General features: G+C 63.3%; 18 protein-coding genes and 2 tRNA genes. 9 read left to right on the forward strand and 11 right to left on the reverse strand.

Features of this window, described 5'->3' with window-relative positions:
- Positions 1–18: 18 nt before the first annotated feature.
- Positions 19–591, forward strand: coding sequence for a halocyanin domain-containing protein (locus MU553_RS00105; RefSeq protein ID WP_247372522.1), 573 nt, complete (start codon positions 19–21; stop codon positions 589–591).
- Positions 592–594: 3 nt separating this feature from the next.
- Here the strand turns inward: MU553_RS00105 and MU553_RS00110 are convergent, their stop codons facing one another.
- Complete coding sequence (locus MU553_RS00110) at positions 595–1,482, reverse strand: haloalkane dehalogenase (protein ID WP_247372526.1); 888 nt, start codon at positions 1,480–1,482, stop codon at positions 595–597.
- Between the two features lie 125 nt (positions 1,483–1,607).
- Between MU553_RS00110 and MU553_RS00115 the strand changes: the two genes are divergently transcribed.
- Complete coding sequence (locus MU553_RS00115; RefSeq protein ID WP_247372545.1) at positions 1,608–1,931, forward strand: ubiquitin-like small modifier protein 1; 324 nt, start codon at positions 1,608–1,610, stop codon at positions 1,929–1,931.
- Complete coding sequence (locus MU553_RS00120) at positions 1,928–2,920, forward strand: MBL fold metallo-hydrolase (protein ID WP_247372548.1); 993 nt, start codon at positions 1,928–1,930, stop codon at positions 2,918–2,920. Before MU553_RS00115 ends, MU553_RS00120 begins: the two co-directional genes overlap by 4 nt.
- A gap of 8 nt (positions 2,921–2,928) precedes the next feature.
- Here the strand turns inward: MU553_RS00120 and MU553_RS00125 are convergent, their stop codons facing one another.
- The 4 genes from MU553_RS00125 to MU553_RS00140 form a co-directional block, all read right to left on the reverse strand.
- A complete protein-coding gene (locus MU553_RS00125; RefSeq protein WP_247372551.1) occupies positions 2,929–3,627 on the reverse strand; it encodes a DUF6517 family protein in 699 nt (232 codons plus the stop codon).
- 314 nt (positions 3,628–3,941) lie between these two features.
- Positions 3,942–4,412, reverse strand: coding sequence for a hypothetical protein (locus tag MU553_RS00130; RefSeq protein ID WP_247372554.1), 471 nt, complete (start codon positions 4,410–4,412; stop codon positions 3,942–3,944).
- 123 nt (positions 4,413–4,535) lie between these two features.
- Positions 4,536–5,444, reverse strand: a complete 909-nt coding sequence (locus MU553_RS00135; protein ID WP_247372557.1) for a DMT family transporter — start codon at positions 5,442–5,444, stop codon at positions 4,536–4,538.
- Between the two features lie 440 nt (positions 5,445–5,884).
- Positions 5,885–5,957, reverse strand: a tRNA-Arg gene (locus MU553_RS00140).
- 79 nt (positions 5,958–6,036) lie between these two features.
- On the opposite strand from MU553_RS00140, the gene MU553_RS00145 reads away from it, so the two are divergent.
- A complete protein-coding gene (locus MU553_RS00145) occupies positions 6,037–6,510 on the forward strand; it encodes a cupin domain-containing protein (RefSeq protein WP_247372578.1) in 474 nt (157 codons plus the stop codon).
- 99 nt (positions 6,511–6,609) lie between these two features.
- Here the strand turns inward: MU553_RS00145 and MU553_RS00150 are convergent, their stop codons facing one another.
- Positions 6,610–6,915, reverse strand: a complete 306-nt coding sequence (locus tag MU553_RS00150; protein ID WP_247372581.1) for a twin-arginine translocase TatA/TatE family subunit — start codon at positions 6,913–6,915, stop codon at positions 6,610–6,612.
- Between the two features lie 320 nt (positions 6,916–7,235).
- Here MU553_RS00150 and MU553_RS00155 point away from each other — a divergent pair, with 320 nt between their 5' ends.
- Together MU553_RS00155 and MU553_RS00160 are read left to right on the forward strand one after the other, a co-directional pair.
- On the forward strand, positions 7,236–7,709 hold the full coding sequence (locus MU553_RS00155; protein WP_247372605.1) for a redoxin domain-containing protein: 474 nt from the start codon (positions 7,236–7,238) through the stop codon (positions 7,707–7,709).
- Positions 7,710–7,769: 60 nt separating this feature from the next.
- Positions 7,770–8,588, forward strand: a complete 819-nt coding sequence (locus MU553_RS00160) for an HD domain-containing protein (protein WP_247372626.1) — start codon at positions 7,770–7,772, stop codon at positions 8,586–8,588.
- Positions 8,589–8,594: 6 nt separating this feature from the next.
- Here the strand turns inward: MU553_RS00160 and MU553_RS00165 are convergent, their stop codons facing one another.
- Positions 8,595–8,885 (reverse strand): hypothetical protein, encoded by a 291-nt coding sequence (locus MU553_RS00165; RefSeq protein WP_247372629.1) that lies wholly within the window; start codon positions 8,883–8,885, stop codon positions 8,595–8,597.
- 118 nt (positions 8,886–9,003) lie between these two features.
- Here MU553_RS00165 and MU553_RS00170 point away from each other — a divergent pair, with 118 nt between their 5' ends.
- On the forward strand, positions 9,004–10,296 hold the full coding sequence (locus MU553_RS00170; protein ID WP_247372632.1) for an MFS transporter: 1,293 nt from the start codon (positions 9,004–9,006) through the stop codon (positions 10,294–10,296).
- Between the two features lie 4 nt (positions 10,297–10,300).
- Here MU553_RS00170 and pdhA read toward each other — a convergent pair whose 3' ends face one another.
- Positions 10,301–11,449, reverse strand: a complete 1,149-nt coding sequence (pdhA, locus tag MU553_RS00175) for a pyruvate dehydrogenase (acetyl-transferring) E1 component subunit alpha (protein ID WP_379814330.1) — start codon at positions 11,447–11,449, stop codon at positions 10,301–10,303.
- Between the two features lie 79 nt (positions 11,450–11,528).
- Here pdhA and MU553_RS00180 point away from each other — a divergent pair, with 79 nt between their 5' ends.
- Both MU553_RS00180 and MU553_RS23710 read left to right on the forward strand, forming a co-directional pair.
- Positions 11,529–11,978, forward strand: a complete 450-nt coding sequence (locus tag MU553_RS00180; RefSeq protein WP_247372657.1) for a hypothetical protein — start codon at positions 11,529–11,531, stop codon at positions 11,976–11,978.
- Between the two features lie 157 nt (positions 11,979–12,135).
- Complete coding sequence (locus tag MU553_RS23710; protein WP_247372660.1) at positions 12,136–14,295, forward strand: acetyl-CoA hydrolase/transferase C-terminal domain-containing protein; 2,160 nt, start codon at positions 12,136–12,138, stop codon at positions 14,293–14,295.
- A gap of 118 nt (positions 14,296–14,413) precedes the next feature.
- Here MU553_RS23710 and MU553_RS00190 read toward each other — a convergent pair.
- The 3 genes from MU553_RS00190 to MU553_RS00200 form a co-directional block, all read right to left on the reverse strand.
- Positions 14,414–14,484 (reverse strand) — tRNA-Gly (locus tag MU553_RS00190).
- 178 nt (positions 14,485–14,662) lie between these two features.
- Positions 14,663–15,334, reverse strand: a complete 672-nt coding sequence (locus tag MU553_RS00195) for a class I SAM-dependent methyltransferase (protein WP_247372663.1) — start codon at positions 15,332–15,334, stop codon at positions 14,663–14,665.
- Between the two features lie 63 nt (positions 15,335–15,397).
- Positions 15,398–17,818 carry a type II secretion system F family protein gene (locus tag MU553_RS00200; protein ID WP_247372666.1) on the reverse strand — a complete coding sequence of 807 codons (2,421 nt, stop codon included), beginning with the start codon at positions 17,816–17,818 and terminating at the stop codon, positions 15,398–15,400.
- Position 17,819: the final 1 nt, after the last annotated feature.

Consider the following 17,819-nt stretch of genomic DNA (forward strand, 5'->3'; position numbering starts at 1 on the left):
TATATTATTAATCAGATCATGACGTGGCAACCTCTGCGGCGACAGGTTCTCCAGGGGATGGTCGTCGCGGCGACGGGTGGACTCGCTGGGTGCTCCAACGACAGCACGAACGACGACAGAAAGGCGTCCAACGCGACGAGTGTCGACGGGAAGACTCAGACGACGGCGGAGCCGCAACCCCAGACTGCGACAGCGACGGCCACGCGAACACCGGTCGCAAATCCCGAGGAGAAAGTCGACAACTGGCTCAAGCACGCACAAATTTACGACGGGACGATCCTCGACGAGCGTGACCAGCCCCGGGTGACGGTGAGCGTCGGTGCTGACGCCAAAGACGGGTTCGACGGGTTCTCGTTCGATCCACCTGCCATCCGCATCACGACAGGGACGGAAGTGACGTGGCTCTGGACGGGCGACGGTGGGAAACACAACGTCACGGAGATTGACGGGGGGTTCACCAGCGGAGAACCGGAATCAGGCGGCGGCACGATGTTCGTGCACACGTTCGACCAGGCGGGGCTCTATCGGTACAAATGTACCAGCCACGGGAACGAACTGAACATGCGCGGCGCCGTCATCGTCGAGTACTGAGCGTTACGTTCGCTCGACGAACTTCACGATCGCCTCTGCCACTTGCGTTCCCTCGTCCTCTTGCAGGAAGTGAGCGCCGCCTTCGATCCAGGTGTCCGGCTGCTCGGTCGCTGTGGGGAACAGGTCGCGCAGATCGTCTCGTGACCCCCGCGTGATCGGATCAGAGTCGGAAAACAGGACGAACACCGGTTCGTCCCACTCGGCGAAGGTCTCGCGTGCGTCGGCGATGACTGCAGCTCCCGCCATGTCCGGCTCTATCGGTACCCGGTTCGGGAGAATCCGCGCCCCTGCCATGTGCGTCTCGTCCGGGAACGGAGCCGCATAGGCCGCCTTCACTCCGTCGTCGAGGTCGTTCAGACATCCGGCATCGATCAGTTGTCCGACGTCCAGCTCCGGTGCGTTCTTGGTCATGTCCTTGAACTGGTGCCACACGTCGGGCATCGTCTGGGTCCCGTCAGGGAGGCCAGTGTTCATCGGCACCAGCCGAGCGAATCGCTCGGGATTGTTCGCTGCCACGGGCAACCCGAGCAAGCCGCCCCAGTCCTGACAGACCAGGGTGACGTCCTGCAGATCGAGTTCCGTGACGAACCGCTCCACCGTCTCGTACATGGCATCGTACGTGTACTCGGACTGATCGTCCCACTTGTCCGACCGTCCGAAGCCGATCAGGTCGGGCGCGATCACCCGTCCGACTTCGGACAGCGTCGGGATCATCTTCCGGTAGAGGTACGACCACGTCGGCTCCCCGTGGAGACAGAGGAACGTCTCGTCGCCGTCGCCTGGCTCGTCGACGTACGCCATCTCCGGCCCGCCGACGTCCACGTAGTTCGCGTCGTACTGATACCCCGGTAGGTCCTCGAACTGTTCGTCAGGTGTGCGAACAAGGCCCATAGGACTTACCAGAGAGTGACCCAAGATAGTCCTTCGGTTACCAACAATAACACAGCTCCACTTGTCGCTAACGAGCGTTTATTCGCGGCGATGGGCTTAAGCGTCAGCCGGCCGAGGGGATAGGCATGCAAATCACGTTTGCCTGTTACGCGACGATCCGGGACGCTATCGGGCAAAAGTCGCTCCATCGAGAGGTGACGAAGGGGACGACCGTCGGTGACGCGCTCACTACTCTCGCCGACGAGTTCGACGACCTCGGGCCACTCCTGTTCGATAGCTCAGGCGAGTTACGCGCCAACGTGAACGTCCTCGTCAACGACGAGAACGTCCGGACCCTCGACGGTCCGGCAACGGTGCTCTCGGACGGTGATACGGTCGGGATAGCGCCGGGCGTCGCCGGTGGCAGTGCGAGCAACGTGCATGGCAAAGCCAGAGGTGCGTGGGCGTGAAACGGATTCAACTCGACAACACGTTCTTCGAGGGCCAGAACAACGCCTATCTGTTCGACGGCGATGGACCGACGACGCTCGTCGACACTGGCGTTGCGGTGCCAGCGACCCGCACGCAACTCGAAGGAGCACTCGACGACGAAGGCCTCTCCGTTCGAGACCTCGACCAGGTACTGCTCACGCACTGGCACGCCGATCACGCGGGGCTGGCTGGCGACCTCCAGGCCGAGTGCGGTGCGACGGTCCTGGCGCATCCCGCCGACGCGCCGCTGATCGAGCAAGACGAAGAGGCGCTGGCGGCCATGCGAGACCAGCGTGACCGCCTGTTCGAGGAGTGGGGCATTCCCGACGGCCCCCGTGACGAACTCCTAACCTTCCTCGACGGCGATGAGACGATCAGTGGCAATCCCCCTGCGGTCACGCCGCTCGAGCCGGGCGAGACGATTGCGGCCGGTTCGGAGACGCTGGAACCGATGCACCTCCCGGGTCACAGCAGCGGTCTCACTGGGTTCGTCCGTGAGACTGCGGACTCCCGTGATCTCCTGAGCGGTGACGCCCTCCTTCCCGAATACACGCCCAACGTTGGCGGGGCGGACATCCGCGTCGAGCGTGCGCTGGAAAAGTACCTCGGGACGCTCGATCGCATCGCGACTGGCGCGTTCGACCGTGCCTGGCCAGGTCACCGTCACCAGATACAGGACCCCACGAGTCGAGCACGTGCGATCATCGCTCATCACCGCGAGCGAACCGAACGAGTGCTGGCCGCTCTCGACGCGATCGGTCCGGCCGACCCCTGGGCAGTGAGTGCCGAACTGTTCGGCGATCTCTCGACCATCCACATCCTCCACGGACCGGGAGAAGCACACGCCCATCTCGAGCACCTCCTCGCTCACGACGTCGTCGAACGGTCCACGGACGGCTACGTTCGCACTGAACCTGCCCCTGCAATCGAGACGCTGTTTCCGGAACCCGGCGAGAACGAGTACTGAACCGGCCCTCAGTTCGGGGCGTCGGTCGGGTGTTCCATGTCCGCGATGAACGCGTCCAGGGCGTCGTCGTCCGCGTTGTCCTGCGGCTGAACACTGATCAGAACGACCACGTCCCCTTCGTGAGCGGTCTTGACGACGGAGATTCGGGACGCCATCTGTCCGTTCTCACTTTGCGTCGTCCCGTTGAAGACAGTCAGCGTCGGCTCGGACCCGAGCATCTGGACGGAGCGCTCGCTCTCTTGCTCGAGGTTCGAGACGCTTCCGTCGGACCCGCCGCCGAACCGCTCGACGAGTTCGTCGTTCGGAAGCTGAACGAGCGGATTGACCGACTGGCCGAAAACCTGTGCGTCCGGAACCGAGACGACGGTCACGACAGTCGGTTGGAGGCTCTGGTTGGGCTGGGGTTCCTTCGAGAGCGTCGACCGGTCGACGTCTTCTCGCGTCAGATTGCCCGGGAGCCGTTTGGCGTAGATCGCCTGGTGGAACGACAGACTGATCTCGCGCTCCACCCCGAACACAGCCACCGTCTGATTGAGGTTCGTCTCGTTGTACTGCTGGAGAGTGAACCCGGACTCCGCTGCAGAACTGTTCGAAACGGCTGCCGGCGACGCCTCGAACACGAGCGACTCGCCTGTTATGAATCCGACACAACCACTCAACGCGAGGAGCGTAATCAGCCCACCGAGAGCCAGTATCCGCTTATCCATACGGAGACACAGGGCACATCCCGTACTAAAAACCTTGATATTCTTTCGGGGACGTGACTTGTCGTCGATAGCAATGGTTCGTCCCGAGCTGGGTGAGTCGACGCTCGAACGGAGACCGTCACACCATCCCGCGAAGTCCACCCGGCGTCGGACGGTCCGACTCCCGCTCGTCCTCGGTAGATGACTGCTCCGTCTCGGGTTCTGATCGGTCCCTTTCAGACATAGTACACTAATATCCCAGATGGTCTGCCTTAACATTTATTCCGCGTGTACAGACACTAAATTATCTGCGAGTGATCCGAAGATCCGGAGAGTCAGGCTTCGCTGCCGCTGGGTTTGGCCAAGCCAATGCGGTCCACGAGGAGGCCGGCGACGAGCGCACCGACGAGCACGTCCAGCACCACGAAGAGGACGATGCCGAAGAACGCGACGAAGGCCGTCAGGTCGTACAGCCAGTACAGTTCGGTCACCGTCGTAATCGACAGCATCGGCGTCACGCGGTAGCCGAACGCGCCGTACTGCCCCGCAAAGATGAGGGAGATGACGTAGCCGCCGACGGTCCCGGCGACTGTCCCGTGCCAGAGCGCCGAGCGCGGCCCACCACGGGCGAGGACGCCGGTGATGAACCCCGCTCCGATCAACAGAAAGTTCGCGACGGCGTAACTCGTCAGGAACATCGACACCAGTTCCGCGTTCATGACCAGCAGCGAGCCGTGTTTCAACGCCGCCGAACTGCTCTTCTCGACCCCGAAAACGTTCTCTTTGACGTACTCTATCGAACCCATCTCCCTGCCCCTGTTATATATCAGTCTGTTCCCACATATTATTAAAATACTCCCTCAAAAAAGAGGTCGTTTTTGCGATCGCCGGGGATGCGGCGTCGAGGCGTCTCCTTCATCACTGCCGCTTCAGTCCCGGTCAGAATAGCTCCGCAATTCGGCGCGAATCGCGTCACGTTTCACCAGCAGGAAGCCGGCGACGATGATCGCGAAACCCACCGCGACGGAAGGGGTGAGCGACTCGTCGAGAGCGGCCCAGCCGACCAGCGCTGCGAACACCGGCGCGACGTAGCCCACGAGGTTGATCTCGATCGGACCCAGCCGGTCGAGCAAATCGAAGTACAGCAGGTAGCCGAGTGCGCCCGCGAAAGGGACGAGGTAAACGAACGCAACGACGACCGAGAGGCTCACGTCAACCTGCTGTTGTTCGCCACGAGCGAGACTCATGACGTGGAGCATTCCGCCGCCGAGAAGCATCAGCCAGCCCTGGTACGCCGCCACCGGAAGCGTCGTCCGCAGCGACCGGGTGACGACGCCACCGAGCGCGAACGCCGAGGCTGAGAGCAACAGAATCCCCACACCGAACGGGTCCGGGGAACTCACTGCGGTCGGGTCGGGATTGGCGACGACGACGACGCCAACCAACCCGAGCAGTACGCCCACGAGACCGACGGGTCGAAGTCGTTCGCTCGGGAGGACCGGCCGAGCGAAGCCGGCCGAGAGTACCGGAATCGAGCTGAGCACCACGGCGCTGACTGCAGAGGTGACGTAGCCTTGCCCGATGAACAGGAGCCCGTTGTGAACGGCGATAAAGAGCGTCCCTCCGGCGACGACGCTCGACAGGTCGGCACGGCTCGGTCGCCACCGCTGGTTTCGAGCGACGGCGTAGCCGAGAACGAGCACGCCGACGAGGTCGAAACGGAGTGCGGCGAACAGGAGCGGCGGAAACCCGTCGAGCCCAGCTTTGACCGCCGGATACGACGCGCCCCAGAGGACGGCGAGGAGGAGAAATGCCGCAGCGTTTCTGTACCGAGTCACAGTTGAGGTCAGGTGTCTGTGTTGGAGGGCGTATCGATTTTGTCTGTAAAAGCTGCACTGAATCCCTCAGTGTCTCGTTTCCCTGAACGGTACTCAACCGCGGTCCAGCATATCGCGGATTAGTGTCTTTGTCGAGGTCCCGCGAGTGTACGAAGTGAACGACCGTGCTGGAGTTTGGACCACTAGCATACGGTGAGCGTAGCGAACCGTTTCACCGGTCACGAACGCAGTGAGTGGCCGGGTCTTTTTCACTCATGTTTTTCAAGGAGTGGTGCCGCAGGCCGTAGGTCGAGGACACCCGACGCAGAAAAAGATGGACGGGCGTGCCGGCGAACCAGAGCCAGACGGTCGGCCTCGCTTCGCTCGGCCGCTGCGACTGGCAGGGTTGCGAATCCCGGTTCCGGTTCGCTCCTCACTTGTTTCGCTCGTTCGTCGCTGCACGGGCGTGCCGGGATTCGAACCCGGGATCGAGAGGTTAGGAACCTCTCGCCCTGTCCACTAGGCCACACGCCCTATCGATTGTACGACAGGGCCAGGAAAAGGAGTTTCCTTTCCGAGAACATCTAAATCCCTCTGTCCACATACACGTGATATGGAGAAAGTCTCCCTGGACGACGTGAAAATCGAGAACAACCCGCTCAAAGTACACTCCGTCCGGAAGCCGGTGTCCGACGCCCTCGACACTGAAGAGTTCGCCTTCAACTACTTCGAACTCGAACCCGGGGAATCGTTCTCCGGCGGCATGCACCGCCATCACGATCAGGAGGAACTGTTCTACGTTCTCGACGGGACGGCGACGTTCGAGACTCCGGACGAGGAGGTCGAAGTTGCGGCTCACGGCTGTATCCGATTTGCGCGCAGTGAGTATCAGACAGGCGGCAACAGGGGCGACGAACTGGTCCGCGGGTTCGCGATCGGCGCGCCGGGGAAGCACCACGACTGGGACGAACTCGAAGCGCTCCTGTTTTGCAGCGAGTGTGGCGAAGAGACGGACCACGACATGGCGCTGACCGACGACGGACAGTTCGAGATCGCCTGTCAGCAGTGCGGCTCGGAGCCGTTCTAAAAGCGGAGTGTCCCTCACCGATGAGGGAGTAGTTCGAGACGGCGGCTATGCTGGTGGTTGCAGCTGTCGTGGAAACCGGGGAAAGGCCGGAAAAGGGTATTACTCGGTGCTCGGTTCGTCGGTCGTGGAACTGACCTCGCTCTCGACCTGCGGTTCCGTCTCGGCGTCGGCGGACGTCGTGGTCGAGTTGTCGTCGGCACCGGGCGTCGAATCGCTCTCCTGCATCTCTTTGAGTTCCTCCTCGACTTCCTCGCGTCCCTTCTGGAATTCACCGATCGCCTGTCCCGACGAGCGTGCGAGTTCTGGGATCTTGTTCGCGCCGAACAGGAGAATCGCGATGAGCAGGATAACCAGGAGTTCCGGCCCACCGGGAATCCCCGGGAACAACGGGATAATACCGGTCATGTCTACATCAGCATAGCCGGACGCCAATTATAGGCTTTTTGCCTTTGCACCTATCGCAAACCCGTTCGTAACCGGTTCAAACGCGCCTGCAAGGGCAAGAAAACGAAGCAAATTATGCACAATCAGTACCCAGTCAGTACCGAACTATTCCCAGTTGTGAGTAACTGTCAACTAGGCCGGCGGTGCGATTGGTACTCGGCTAGAACGGCGCGGCCGACTGTCCGTGGTCCGGAAGACGGTCGTGTCTCTGACTCGAACCGTCTCGACGGATTGTGACTACCGGCAGTATAATTGGAGAGGTGGCCCAACGACAGGATGCTATGGTATCAGTTGGCGACTCTGCCCCCGATTTCACTGCACCGCTAGCCAACGGCGACATCGAGGAGTTCACGCTTTCGGACAACCTCGACGACGCGCCGCTCGTTCTCGCCTTCTTCCCGGGTGCGTTCACGAGCGTGTGCTCCCACGAAATGACGGAGTTCCGCGACCGGCTGACGGACTTCGAGGACATCGGTGCCACCGTCTACGGCATCAGCGTGGATTCGCCCTTCGCGCTCAACGAGTTCCGCGACAAGCTCGACCTCGACTTCGATCTCATCAGTGACGCCGACAAGGAGATCATCGAGTCGTACGGCATCGGCATGGACTTCGCCGAACTCGGCGTCCACGACGTCGCCAAGCGCTCCGTCTTCGTCGTCGACAGCGACGGCGAGGTCACCTACGCGTGGGTCAGCGACGACCCCGGCGTCGAACCGGACTACGACGAAGTCGAGGAAGCAGCGGCCGACGCGTAAGTCTCCGCGCCGATTCCAGCGCACCGCAGCTTTTTTTCGGTGGCTGCCGTCCGTTTAGCCATGAGTGCTGCAGACGCTGGTGGCGACGGTCGCGTCTACGACCCCGACGCCGACCACGCCTTCCCCGACGAGCGCGTCAACGCCGTCCTCTCGTATCTCGACGACGACGAGGAGGTCACTGCCTACCTCCAGGCCCAGAACGTCAATCCCGTCACGCGAAAGAAGTACAACGATCACGGGACGAAACACGTCAAAATCGTCCGCAACCGGGCGTTGTGTCTCTACGACCTCCTCAAGGGCGAAGGCATCGAGTTCAACGGCGCGCTCGAACAGGGACTGGACGAAGCCGACGAGGCCGTCATCATCGCCCTGGCCGCCACGCTACACGACATCGGACACGTCGTTCACCGTGACGAACACCCCTACTACTCGATCCCGCTCGCTGCCGATCTGCTCGATCGCATCATCCCCGATCTGGGGTACTACGATACCGCCGAAACCGTTCGGCTCAAAGGGGAGGTCCTCCACGCGATCCTCTGTCACCACACCGAGGAAGACCCCCTGACTCTTGAGGCCGGCGTCGTGCGCATCGCCGACGCGCTCGACATGGAGCGCGGCCGGTCGCGCATCCCTTACGAACGCGGCGGTCGCGGTATCGACACGGTCTCGAGTCAGGCGATCAAGACCGTCACGCTCGAACCCGGCGACGACCACGTCGTGTTGGTCGAGATCGAGATGAGCAGCGCCGCCGGCGTCTACCAGGTCGACAACCTCCTGAAGGCTAAACTCCACAAATCCGGCCTCGAAGACAGGATCAGGATCATCGCGCTGAACACCCCCGAGGAAACCGACCAGCTGGTCGAGCGAATCGAACTGTAAGTGTCCTCAGGGACGGACGAACCAGTACACCCCTTTGACGCCCGTCACGACGCGGTCGACGATGGCAGAGAGGCTGAACCCCGAATCGGGATTCGATGCCGGCTCGAACGCCGTCTTGAACGTCGACGACGACACCTGAACGACCGTGCCCGTGTGTCGTCGGTGGCCAGCCGCGTTCGTCACCCGAAGCAAGGTCACTTCACCGTCGGGCGTCCCGACGACTCGATACACGCCGTCCTGAACGTCGGCTTCCGCCGTCGGCTGGACGTGCTGATACGGTGCCGGTTGCTCACTCATACGAAGCAGTTGACGACGAGTCGTAAAAACGTCGTCCGTGGACGCGAGGTGGTACCACGACTCAGCAAGCGACCGAGACGAAACGCCTTATCGCGTCGATTGCGTGCCTTTCGATGTCGTGACTGGTGACGGCCGCGGAGCACTCTCGCTGTTCGGAAACCGCGAGTTCCTCGCCATCGCCAGCACCGCGTTCGCGCGCAGTCAGGCCTACTCCACCATCATCATCGCGCTGGCGCTGTACGCCGACCAGTTCCAGACGACAGGGTTCGTCGAGGGCCTGTTCGGGACCGTCTTCGCGTTCACCCAGTTGCTCATCGTCCTCCCGCTCGGCCGGAAGATCGACACCGGGAACGCGAAACGAATCCTCCTGATCGGTCTCGGCGTCAACGTCCTCGCGTTCGTCGGATTCTCGCTGGTGACGACCGTCTCCCACGTCCTCCTCGTGCGAGTCGTGCAGGGGGTCGGCGCGAGCATCCTCTGGATCACGGGTACGACCGTCACCGGCCAGATCAGTCCGGACGACACCCGGGGCCGGTGGCTCGGGACGTACAACCAGGTCGGCGCGTTCTCCAGTCTCGCGGGCGATCTCGTCGGCGGCCTCCTCCTGACGGTGTACGGATTCACGTTCACCTACGCCGTCCTCGCTGCGGTCACCGTCTCCTCGGGCGTCATGGTGCTGCTCTACCTCAGAGAGAATCCGGGTGGGAAAACGGACCCAGACGAGACCGACGGCATCGAGACCTTCAGGTCGTTACTGAGCCGTGCGGCGATTCGCGCGCTGGTCATCTTCCGCCTGGGGCTCAGTTTCGGGAAGATGGCAGTGCTCATCTTCCTGCCGATCTACGCCCGGACGAACTTCGGCATGTCGCCAGTCCTGGTCGGCGGCATCCTCGCGGGCGGCAAGCTAACGAAGACGATCACGCAAGGCGTCGTCGGCGACTACACGGACAGGATCGGCCGGAAACACCTGTTCGTCCTGGCCGGCGCACTCATCTACGCGCTCGGGACCGCGCTCATCCCGCTGGCCGAGTTCGCGGCGGGCCTCTTCCCGCCCGTGACAGTCGCCGCCGTCGGCCAGGTGGTCACTTTGCCGCCCGCGTTCTTCCCGCTTTTCGCCGCCTTCGCCGTCTGTGGCGTCGCCGACAGCATCCGTCTTCCCGCGAGCATGGCGCTGTTCGTCGAAGAGGGGGAACACTTCGAGGCCGTCGCCGGGAGCATGTCGCTGCGCTCGATCGCGTGGAAGATCGGTCAGGTGGTCGGCCCCGTCACGGTCGGCGTCCTCTGGGATGCCACGGACGTGTTCACCGCGTTCTGGACCGCCAGCCTGCTCATCACTGTCGGTGCGATCGTGTTCGTGTTCCTCTACAGAATCGAACCAGCACCGGAGACGGCGAAAGCGACGGCAGACTGACTGTCTACTCGTCTTCGAGCAACGCGTCGTCGCCGTGACGCTCGCGGAGTCGCTGGAACTCGGCGCGTTGCTCGCGAACGCGCGGCGTCGGCTCTGCGTAGGCGTGCTCGAAGAACTGCTCGGGGTCCGGTTCGTAGGTCATCGCCTCGTCGATCATGTTGGCGACGACCTCACGACACTCCTCGTGAATGGCGTCGAGCGACTCGTCGTCGACGAGCCCGCGGTTGCGAAGGAACCCCTCCATCCTGGAGAGCGGGTCCCAGCGCTTCCACCGTTCGACTTCCTCGTCGTCGCGGTACACTGACGGATCGTCCGCCGTCGTGTGCGCGCCGAAGCGGTACATGATGGCCTCGACGAGCGTCGGCCGCATCTGACCCTCCTCCGGGTTTTTGGCCTTCTGGACCGCCTGGCGCGTCACCTCGTAGGTGGCCAGCGGGTCCATGCCGTCGACCTGGATGCCGTCGAACCCGTAGGCTGACGCCTTCTGAGCGATCGTGTCGCTCGCCGTCTGTCTCCCACGGCCCATCGAGATAGCGTACTGGTTGTTGTTACAGAAGAAGATGGCTGGCACGTCGAACACGCCGGCGAAGTTGCAGGCCTCGTGGAAGTCGCCTTCGCTGGTCGCGCCGTCGCCGAAGTGACAGACGAACGCCCGGTCCTCGCCCTTTAGTTTCGACGCCCACGCCATCCCCGTCGCGTGGGGAAGGTGGCTCCCGATCGAGATGTTGAGTGGAAACACGTTCCGCTCGGCCAGCCACTCGTTGCCTTTCTCGTGGCCCATCCAGTAGAGCAGGTACTCGTGGCTGAGGCCTCTGGTGACGACGGCGCCGTGCTCGCGGTACTGGAAGAGGATCCAGTCCTCGTCGGCGAGCGCGTGCGTCGAGCCGACCTGCGCCGCCTCTTGGCCAGCCAGCGACGGGTACGTTCCGAGTCGACCCTGTCGCTGGAGGCTGATCGCCCGTTCGTCGAGGTGGCGAGCGAGCCACATCTCGCGATACATCGAGACGAACTGGTCGTCTGCGAGGTCGGGGACCGCAGCGTCGTCCAGTACAGCACCGTCGGCGTCGAGTATCTGCACCCGATCGTCCGCCGCCTGACCGAGGGCCGTGCGTTCCTCACTCACTGTGTCCACCGGCACGGAGACTGCCACCATAACGTTGTTGTTCGGGGCGATAGCAGACGAATATCCGACAGGTCACAACCGTTTTGTAGTGCCGCACCTATCTGTGTGTATGGGTAACACGCCCACCCAACAGCCCTTCGAGGGCGATTCCTCGGACGCGGACGAATCGACAGCGGGCGCGTCCCTCTGGACGAACGTGGTCGGGGCCGCTCACTCGTTCGTCGCTGGAGTCCGTCGCCGTCTCTCTGTGTTCTCGGGTCTCGACTTCGGGCGGGCTTTCAGGATCGACGACGAGTCGGTCGATCGGCGCAATCGACTGCCGGGCGAGGTTGCCGACGAAGACGCGCAGGACCGACCTGCGCTGCCGCAACTCGGGACGGCGTCAATGGAGGGGTTCCCGAAACGGGACCGCCCGTTGACCCAGCCCGTTCGTGACCGCGAGTTCGACAACGCACCGGATCTGAGAGCGAGTGAAGAAGACGGCAGACTGTCGATTTACTACCCCGACGCCGACGACGCCACGATCACTTCGGACACGTGGGAACGCGTCGAGCGCTGAGGCGCTCGGTTTTCGAGACGTCGGCCGTTCGCTGCGATTCCACGGAGAGGAGCCGCTATCGTCGGATCACTCGTGTTCGCTTGCACTGAGTTAGTGACAATCGCAAAATCAGTTGCTTCGGTTGTTATATCAGTCTCCGTACCCACGGTCACAATCTGTGACCACCTATTACGACGACGTCGAGGCCTGCGTCGACGCGATCGTCGAGCAGTTGGACGGCGACATCGTCGTCGGGGCGCCGCTCGGGTTGGGGAAGGCAAACCACGTTCTCAACGAGTTGACGAGGCGTGCGGTGAACGACCCCGAGATCGAGCTGACGATCTGGACAGCGTTGACCCTCTCGAAGCCCGACTGGGATTCGGAGCTAGAGCGCCGACTGGTCGAACCGCTCGCGGACCGCGTGTTCGGCGACTATCCGAACCTCGAGTACGAACGGCTGTTAGGCGAGGGTGACCTCCCGGACAACGTCGAGGTCCATCAGTTCTACTATCAGCCCGGCGCACACCTGGGTAATCCGGCTGCCCAGCAGTACCACCACAGCGTGAACTACACGCACGTGCTGCGTGCGACCGAGCGAGCCGACGTGAATCTCCTCCTCCAACAGGTCGGCGTCGGCGAGGTAGCGGGCGATCGGCACTTCAACCTCGGTTCGAACACGGACCTGACTCGCGACATGATCGAGCGACTCCGCGAACATCGACGGACCGAGGATCGCGACGTCATGATCGTCGGCCAGGTCAACCGCAACATGCCGTTCATGTACGGCGACGCGCCCGTGCCCGAGGAGACGTTCGACGCCGTCCTCGACGGCGAGGCGTACGAGTTCCCGCTGTTCGGCCCACCGAACATGCCCGTCTCTCCGCAGGACCACGCGATCGGTCTCCGGGTCAGTTCGCTGCTCAGCGACGGCGGCACGCTCCAGATCGGCATCGGCTCGCTCGGCGACGCCATCGGCCACGCCACCGAGTTGCGGCACCACGAGAACGACTCGTATCGCGATCTCCTGGACGCGCTCGGCGTCCACGAAGACTGTCCGGACCTCGTCGACGAGTACGGCGGCTTCGATACCCTCGACGAGGGGCTGTACGGTGCCACGGAGATGTTCGTCGAGGCCTTCCTCCATCTGTACGAAAGCGGCGTGCTGAGCCGCGCGGTGTACGACGACGTCGACATCCAGCGGCTCGTCGCCGAAGACCGCCTCGGCGACGGGATCGACGGCGAGACCCTCGACGAACTACTCGCCGCCGGCCTGATCGACGCGGACCTGACCCAGGACCACGTCGACTACCTCAAAGAGTGGGGGATCTTCCGCCAGGACGTCGAGTACGACGACGGCGAGATCCGCGTCGACGGCGCGTCCGTGCCGGCCGACCTCTCCGAACCGGCCGCTCGGGAGACGATCGAGGAGCGCGCACTGGGGGACGCTCTCGCGAACGGGTCGGTCCTCCACGCGGCGTTTTTCCTCGGGTCGAACGAGTTCTACGAGGGAATCAGGGCGATAGACGAGGACCGTCGCCGCGAGATCAGCATGCAGAGCGTGACGTTCACCAATCAGTTGTACGGGGACGAGGAACTCAAGCGGTTGCAACGCACGGACGCGCGGTTCGTCAACACCGGTATGAAGGCGACCGTGACTGGCGGCGTCGCCTCGGACGGCCTCGAAAACAACCAGGTCGTCAGCGGCGTCGGCGGCCAGTTCAACTTCGTCAACATGGCCCACGAACTCGACGGCGGCCGCTCGATCGTCATGATTCGGGCGGTCCACGACGGCGACGACGGCCCCGAGTCCAACATCGTCTGGAACTACGGCCACGTAACGGTCCCGCGCCACCTGCGCGACATCGTGGTCACCGAGTACGGCGTGGCCGACCTCCGCGACAAGTGCGACGCCGACGTGATCAAAGAGATGATCCAGATCGCCGACTCGCGGTTCCAGGACGACCTCGTCGAGCAGGCCAAATCGGCCGGCAAACTCCCCGAAGACTGGACGGTGCCCGAGCAGTACCGGAACAACTACCCCGAGACCATCGAGGAGCAGCTGGCACCGTTCGACGACCTGCTGCCGACGTTCCCGTACGGGACCGCCCTCACCGAGGAGGAGCGAACGCTCACCAAAGCGCTCCGCGATCTGCAGCAGAGTTTCAGTGCGTTCCCACCGGAGATCGACGATTACGGGAGCGTTCGCACGGCACTGACCGTTCCCGACGAGGCCGCGCCGTATCTCGAACGGCTGGACCTGTCCCGAGCGTGGACGCCCAAAGAATTCCTCTACAAACGTGTGGTCGTCTTCGCGCTCGCTGAGGGCGACTTCATCTAAGTAGTTCTCTTTGCAGCGCTGCGCCGGCCGGGATTGTGAACTCGATGGCGAGACTCGCTTCGATCGTCTCGCGTAGTTCAAATCCCTCTGGCGATTTTACCTCGCTTCGCTCGGAAAATGCGCCGGCCGGGATTTGAACCCGGGCCATGAGCTTGGAAGGCTCAGGTCCTACCACTAGACCACCGGCGCTCACTTCGTTTGCGCCCCGAGCCTCACCTCACTTCGCTCGGTGAGACACCGGCGCTTCGTTCGCTTTGCTCACTCGCGCCGAGCATCGACGGACTCGGTCCGTCTCAACACAGGCGCTCACTTGGTTTTCCGCACCTCCGTACCGCACCACGAAGGCTTGTTTTCTCTTACCTGGCCCCTATTTATGGATGTTTCCCTTTTCGGGCGCGGTGACTTCGGCGTAGCAGTTCCCGCTGGACACGTACACGTCGAGCGGTTCGAGGGCGCTCTCGGCCAGATCCGCGCGGAACTCCTCGGGGTCGTAGATGTGATAGTAGCGAGGCACACACTCACCACCCGGAAGCGTCCAATCGACGGTCGTATCGAACCCCTCGTCGGCGTCGAAGCGATCGTGCGCCGTGCTCCACGTGCTGACCAGTGCCCGCCCGTCCGCGGCGAGCACGCGGGCGAGTTCGTCCAGGCTCGCGACCCGAAGCTGACGCTCTGGGAGGTGGTGCAGGGTCGCCACGTACACCGCAACGTCGACTGTCTCGGCACACAGGGGCAGCGTCGACGCGTCGCCCTGTACCAGGGCGACCGCATCACCTACGTCCGCTTCGTCGACGCGAGTGCGCGCTTCGTCCAGGAGACCGTGACTCACGTCCAGACCCAGCACTCGCTCGGCGTCGCTGGCGAGCAGTTCCGAATGCCGGCCGTTCCCGCAGCCGACGTCGAGCGCCTGGGTGACCGGGCCGATCCCCTCCAGGAACGTTTCGACCTCCGGCCAGGGGTACTCACGGGTCTGCGAGAAGTGCGGGGCGATGCGGTCGTAGGTGTCCCGCACGCCGTCGCGGCCCGGCTGGTCGTCCATACCGGCGGTTACGAGCGCGCTATGAAGTGCGTTCCGCTCGGCGACGCGCCGGACGGTCGGCGATCACTGGATTTCGGCTTCGGCTTTCACCGCCTCGATTCGGGGTGGGTAGATCCGATCCGTCTCACCGCCCGCGTAGTCGAACTGCTGGTTGTCGTTCGTGTCGAGGTGCGGGACCGCGACGACGGTCACGTCGTCCGGTAACTCCCGGTTCACCCTGATTTCGACGTCGTCGTGGGTGCCGGGTTCGAGATACTGGCTGCGACCGATCACATCGCCGGTGGGCGTGTAGAGGTGCAGGACGACGTAGCCGCCGTCCGAGAGCGACACCGAGTCGACCGTGACCGTTTCGCCGCCGAACTGCTGTTCGAACTGGATGGACGCGACCGGCGAGGACAGCAGGATGAACGCGACGTAGGCGACGCCGAGCAGGACGAACGCGTGCTTGACGCCGTCCCTGACGGTCCCTTCACCGATCTGGCCCCCGATCAGTCCCGACAGCAGGCCCTGGATCAACGCCGTGTGGAAAAAGACGAGCGTGTACGCGGCCTTGTTGACCTCGCCGAAGCGCGTGATCTGGTCCGCGTTCACCCCGAGGCGGTTGTTGCTGTCGGGCGTCGGGACGCTGTCCGGGAGACTCGGAACTAACACCTCCTGGACGGCGATGATGATGACCAGAAAGACCAGGAACGAGACGTAGATGACGACCAGGTACGTGAGCATCTGGCGGCGACGCTGCCGTTTCATCCGCAGATCGGCTCTGGCCTGTGTCGCCGCGATGCGTAGCACGCGGCCGATGTTCCCGCTGGCGCGCATCGCGTTACTCAGGAGCGTGACGGCGCGGGTGATCGGCGTCGTCTGGACGCGTCGGCCGAACCGAACGAGCGCGTCCTCGACGTTCGCGCCCAGCGTGATGTCGGCCCAGATGCGCTCGAGTTCTTCGGAGAGCGCTCCCAGATCGCTCCCTCTGACGCGGTCGAAGCTCTCGACGACGGACATGCCGGCTTCGTTGAGGCTCGCGAGCCGTTCCAGGAACTCCGGACTGGCCGACTCGATCCGGTTGATTCGGCGCTTGTAGACGAACCTGACGAGGGCGTACGTGCCGAGGACGAACAGGAGCGCCTGAATGACGATGTCGTCCAGGGCACGGACGTTGATACCGATGCCCGTGAACGCCGTCGGCAGTCGAACGACGGTCACGCACAGCGCCAGCGGTACAGTCACGTACAGTATCGACGTCGGGTTCCAGAAGACCACCTGCAGCGGCCGACGGATGATGCGCTGGATCCGTTCCAATCGGTCGTACAGTTCCAGGCGTTCCAGGTTGTCGGCGAGCGTCGGCGTCGTCCCGCCGTCCGTCGCCTGCAGGTCGCGGGCAGAGACGTCAGTGTCAGCGAGCAGTTCCGTCTCGTCCAGTGCCGACGCGTCGCTCTCGTTCCCGATGCCGAGCAGTTCCAGGCGCTGGTTCAGGAAGACCATGAACCCGAGGTTGGCGAGGGGAATCGCCAGATACCCGAGCAGTTGGAGGATGCCCAGCGTGCTGGTGGTCGTGAGCCCGAACACGAGCAGGACGGTGATGAGAAAGAGGGTCCCGGCGACCAGCACCGTGACGTACGCTTCGGCCATCGTCGCGAGCAGTTCCAGGATCTCTTCCTGGCGTTCTTCGGCCTCCTCCTGGTAGCGTTCGTACTGGTCGTGGAGGAAACTGGGGAGGTTCTGTCCGCTCTGGAGGACGCTCGAGAGGTTCTCGCTGAACGTCTTGAAATCCTCGCTCGGCGTCCGGTGGGCCATCCGCTTGATCGCGGAGATCATGTCCGTGCCGAACAGGTCCATCTCCCGAGCCGCGACGGAGATCTCGGCCGCCGTCTCCCCGTAGACGTTCCGGTTGGTGGCGAGCGTGCGCATGATCGCCGGAAACGCCATGCCACCCCGAGACTGCGCGTAGAGGAACGCGACGGTCCGGGGAAGGCTCTCGTTGATCCGCCGGCGACGGGCTTCTGCTCTGCCCGCGAGCAGTCGCCACCGCAACGAGTAGCTGACGACGCCGCTGAGAATCCCCGAGACGAGTCCGCCACCGATCATGAGAACCAGCCAACCCGAATCAGAGAGTTCGACCGACCACGTGGAGGGTTGCCCCAGCGCGGCGGTCATGGTGTTGGGGAGGCCAGCGACCAGGTCCCCGATCAGCGGGACGGCCAGGACCAGTCCGCCCAGCACGTACGCGCCGATGACACCGCCGGCGATAGCGATGAGAACGGCGTACAGGTAGGATTTCGCCGCGTAGACGTTGTAGGTTTCAGCCACGTACGCCGACTGCAACAGTCGTTTTCGTTCGAGGTGGGACTCGTCGACGAACCGACCGAACAGCACCCGTGCGATTCGCTTGAAATGTCGGTTCGCACCGGCGCTAGTCCCGGCGACGACGATGAGGCTCACCAGTACGAGGGCGACGAGCAACGGAAGGAGAGCCAGCGGAGACACCATG

It is taken from the genome of Halorientalis brevis (assembly GCF_023077655.1).

Coding starts and splice junctions, on each gene's coding strand:
- MU553_RS00105 (WP_247372522.1), top strand. CDS start 19: ATGACGTGGCAACCTCTGCGGCGACAGGTTCTCCAGGGGATGGTCGTC.
- MU553_RS00110 (WP_247372526.1), bottom strand. CDS start 1,482: ATGGGCCTTGTTCGCACACCTGACGAACAGTTCGAGGACCTACCGGGG.
- MU553_RS00115 (WP_247372545.1), top strand. CDS start 1,608: ATGCAAATCACGTTTGCCTGTTACGCGACGATCCGGGACGCTATCGGG.
- MU553_RS00125 (WP_247372551.1), bottom strand. CDS start 3,627: ATGGATAAGCGGATACTGGCTCTCGGTGGGCTGATTACGCTCCTCGCG.
- MU553_RS00130 (WP_247372554.1), bottom strand. CDS start 4,412: ATGGGTTCGATAGAGTACGTCAAAGAGAACGTTTTCGGGGTCGAGAAG.
- MU553_RS00145 (WP_247372578.1), top strand. CDS start 6,037: ATGGAGAAAGTCTCCCTGGACGACGTGAAAATCGAGAACAACCCGCTC.
- MU553_RS00150 (WP_247372581.1), bottom strand. CDS start 6,915: ATGACCGGTATTATCCCGTTGTTCCCGGGGATTCCCGGTGGGCCGGAA.
- MU553_RS00155 (WP_247372605.1), top strand. CDS start 7,236: ATGGTATCAGTTGGCGACTCTGCCCCCGATTTCACTGCACCGCTAGCC.
- MU553_RS00160 (WP_247372626.1), top strand. CDS start 7,770: ATGAGTGCTGCAGACGCTGGTGGCGACGGTCGCGTCTACGACCCCGAC.
- MU553_RS00165 (WP_247372629.1), bottom strand. CDS start 8,885: ATGAGTGAGCAACCGGCACCGTATCAGCACGTCCAGCCGACGGCGGAA.
- pdhA (WP_379814330.1), bottom strand. CDS start 11,449: ATGGTGGCAGTCTCCGTGCCGGTGGACACAGTGAGTGAGGAACGCACG.
- MU553_RS00180 (WP_247372657.1), top strand. CDS start 11,529: ATGGGTAACACGCCCACCCAACAGCCCTTCGAGGGCGATTCCTCGGAC.
- MU553_RS00195 (WP_247372663.1), bottom strand. CDS start 15,334: ATGGACGACCAGCCGGGCCGCGACGGCGTGCGGGACACCTACGACCGC.
- MU553_RS00200 (WP_247372666.1), bottom strand. CDS start 17,818: ATGGTGTCTCCGCTGGCTCTCCTTCCGTTGCTCGTCGCCCTCGTACTG.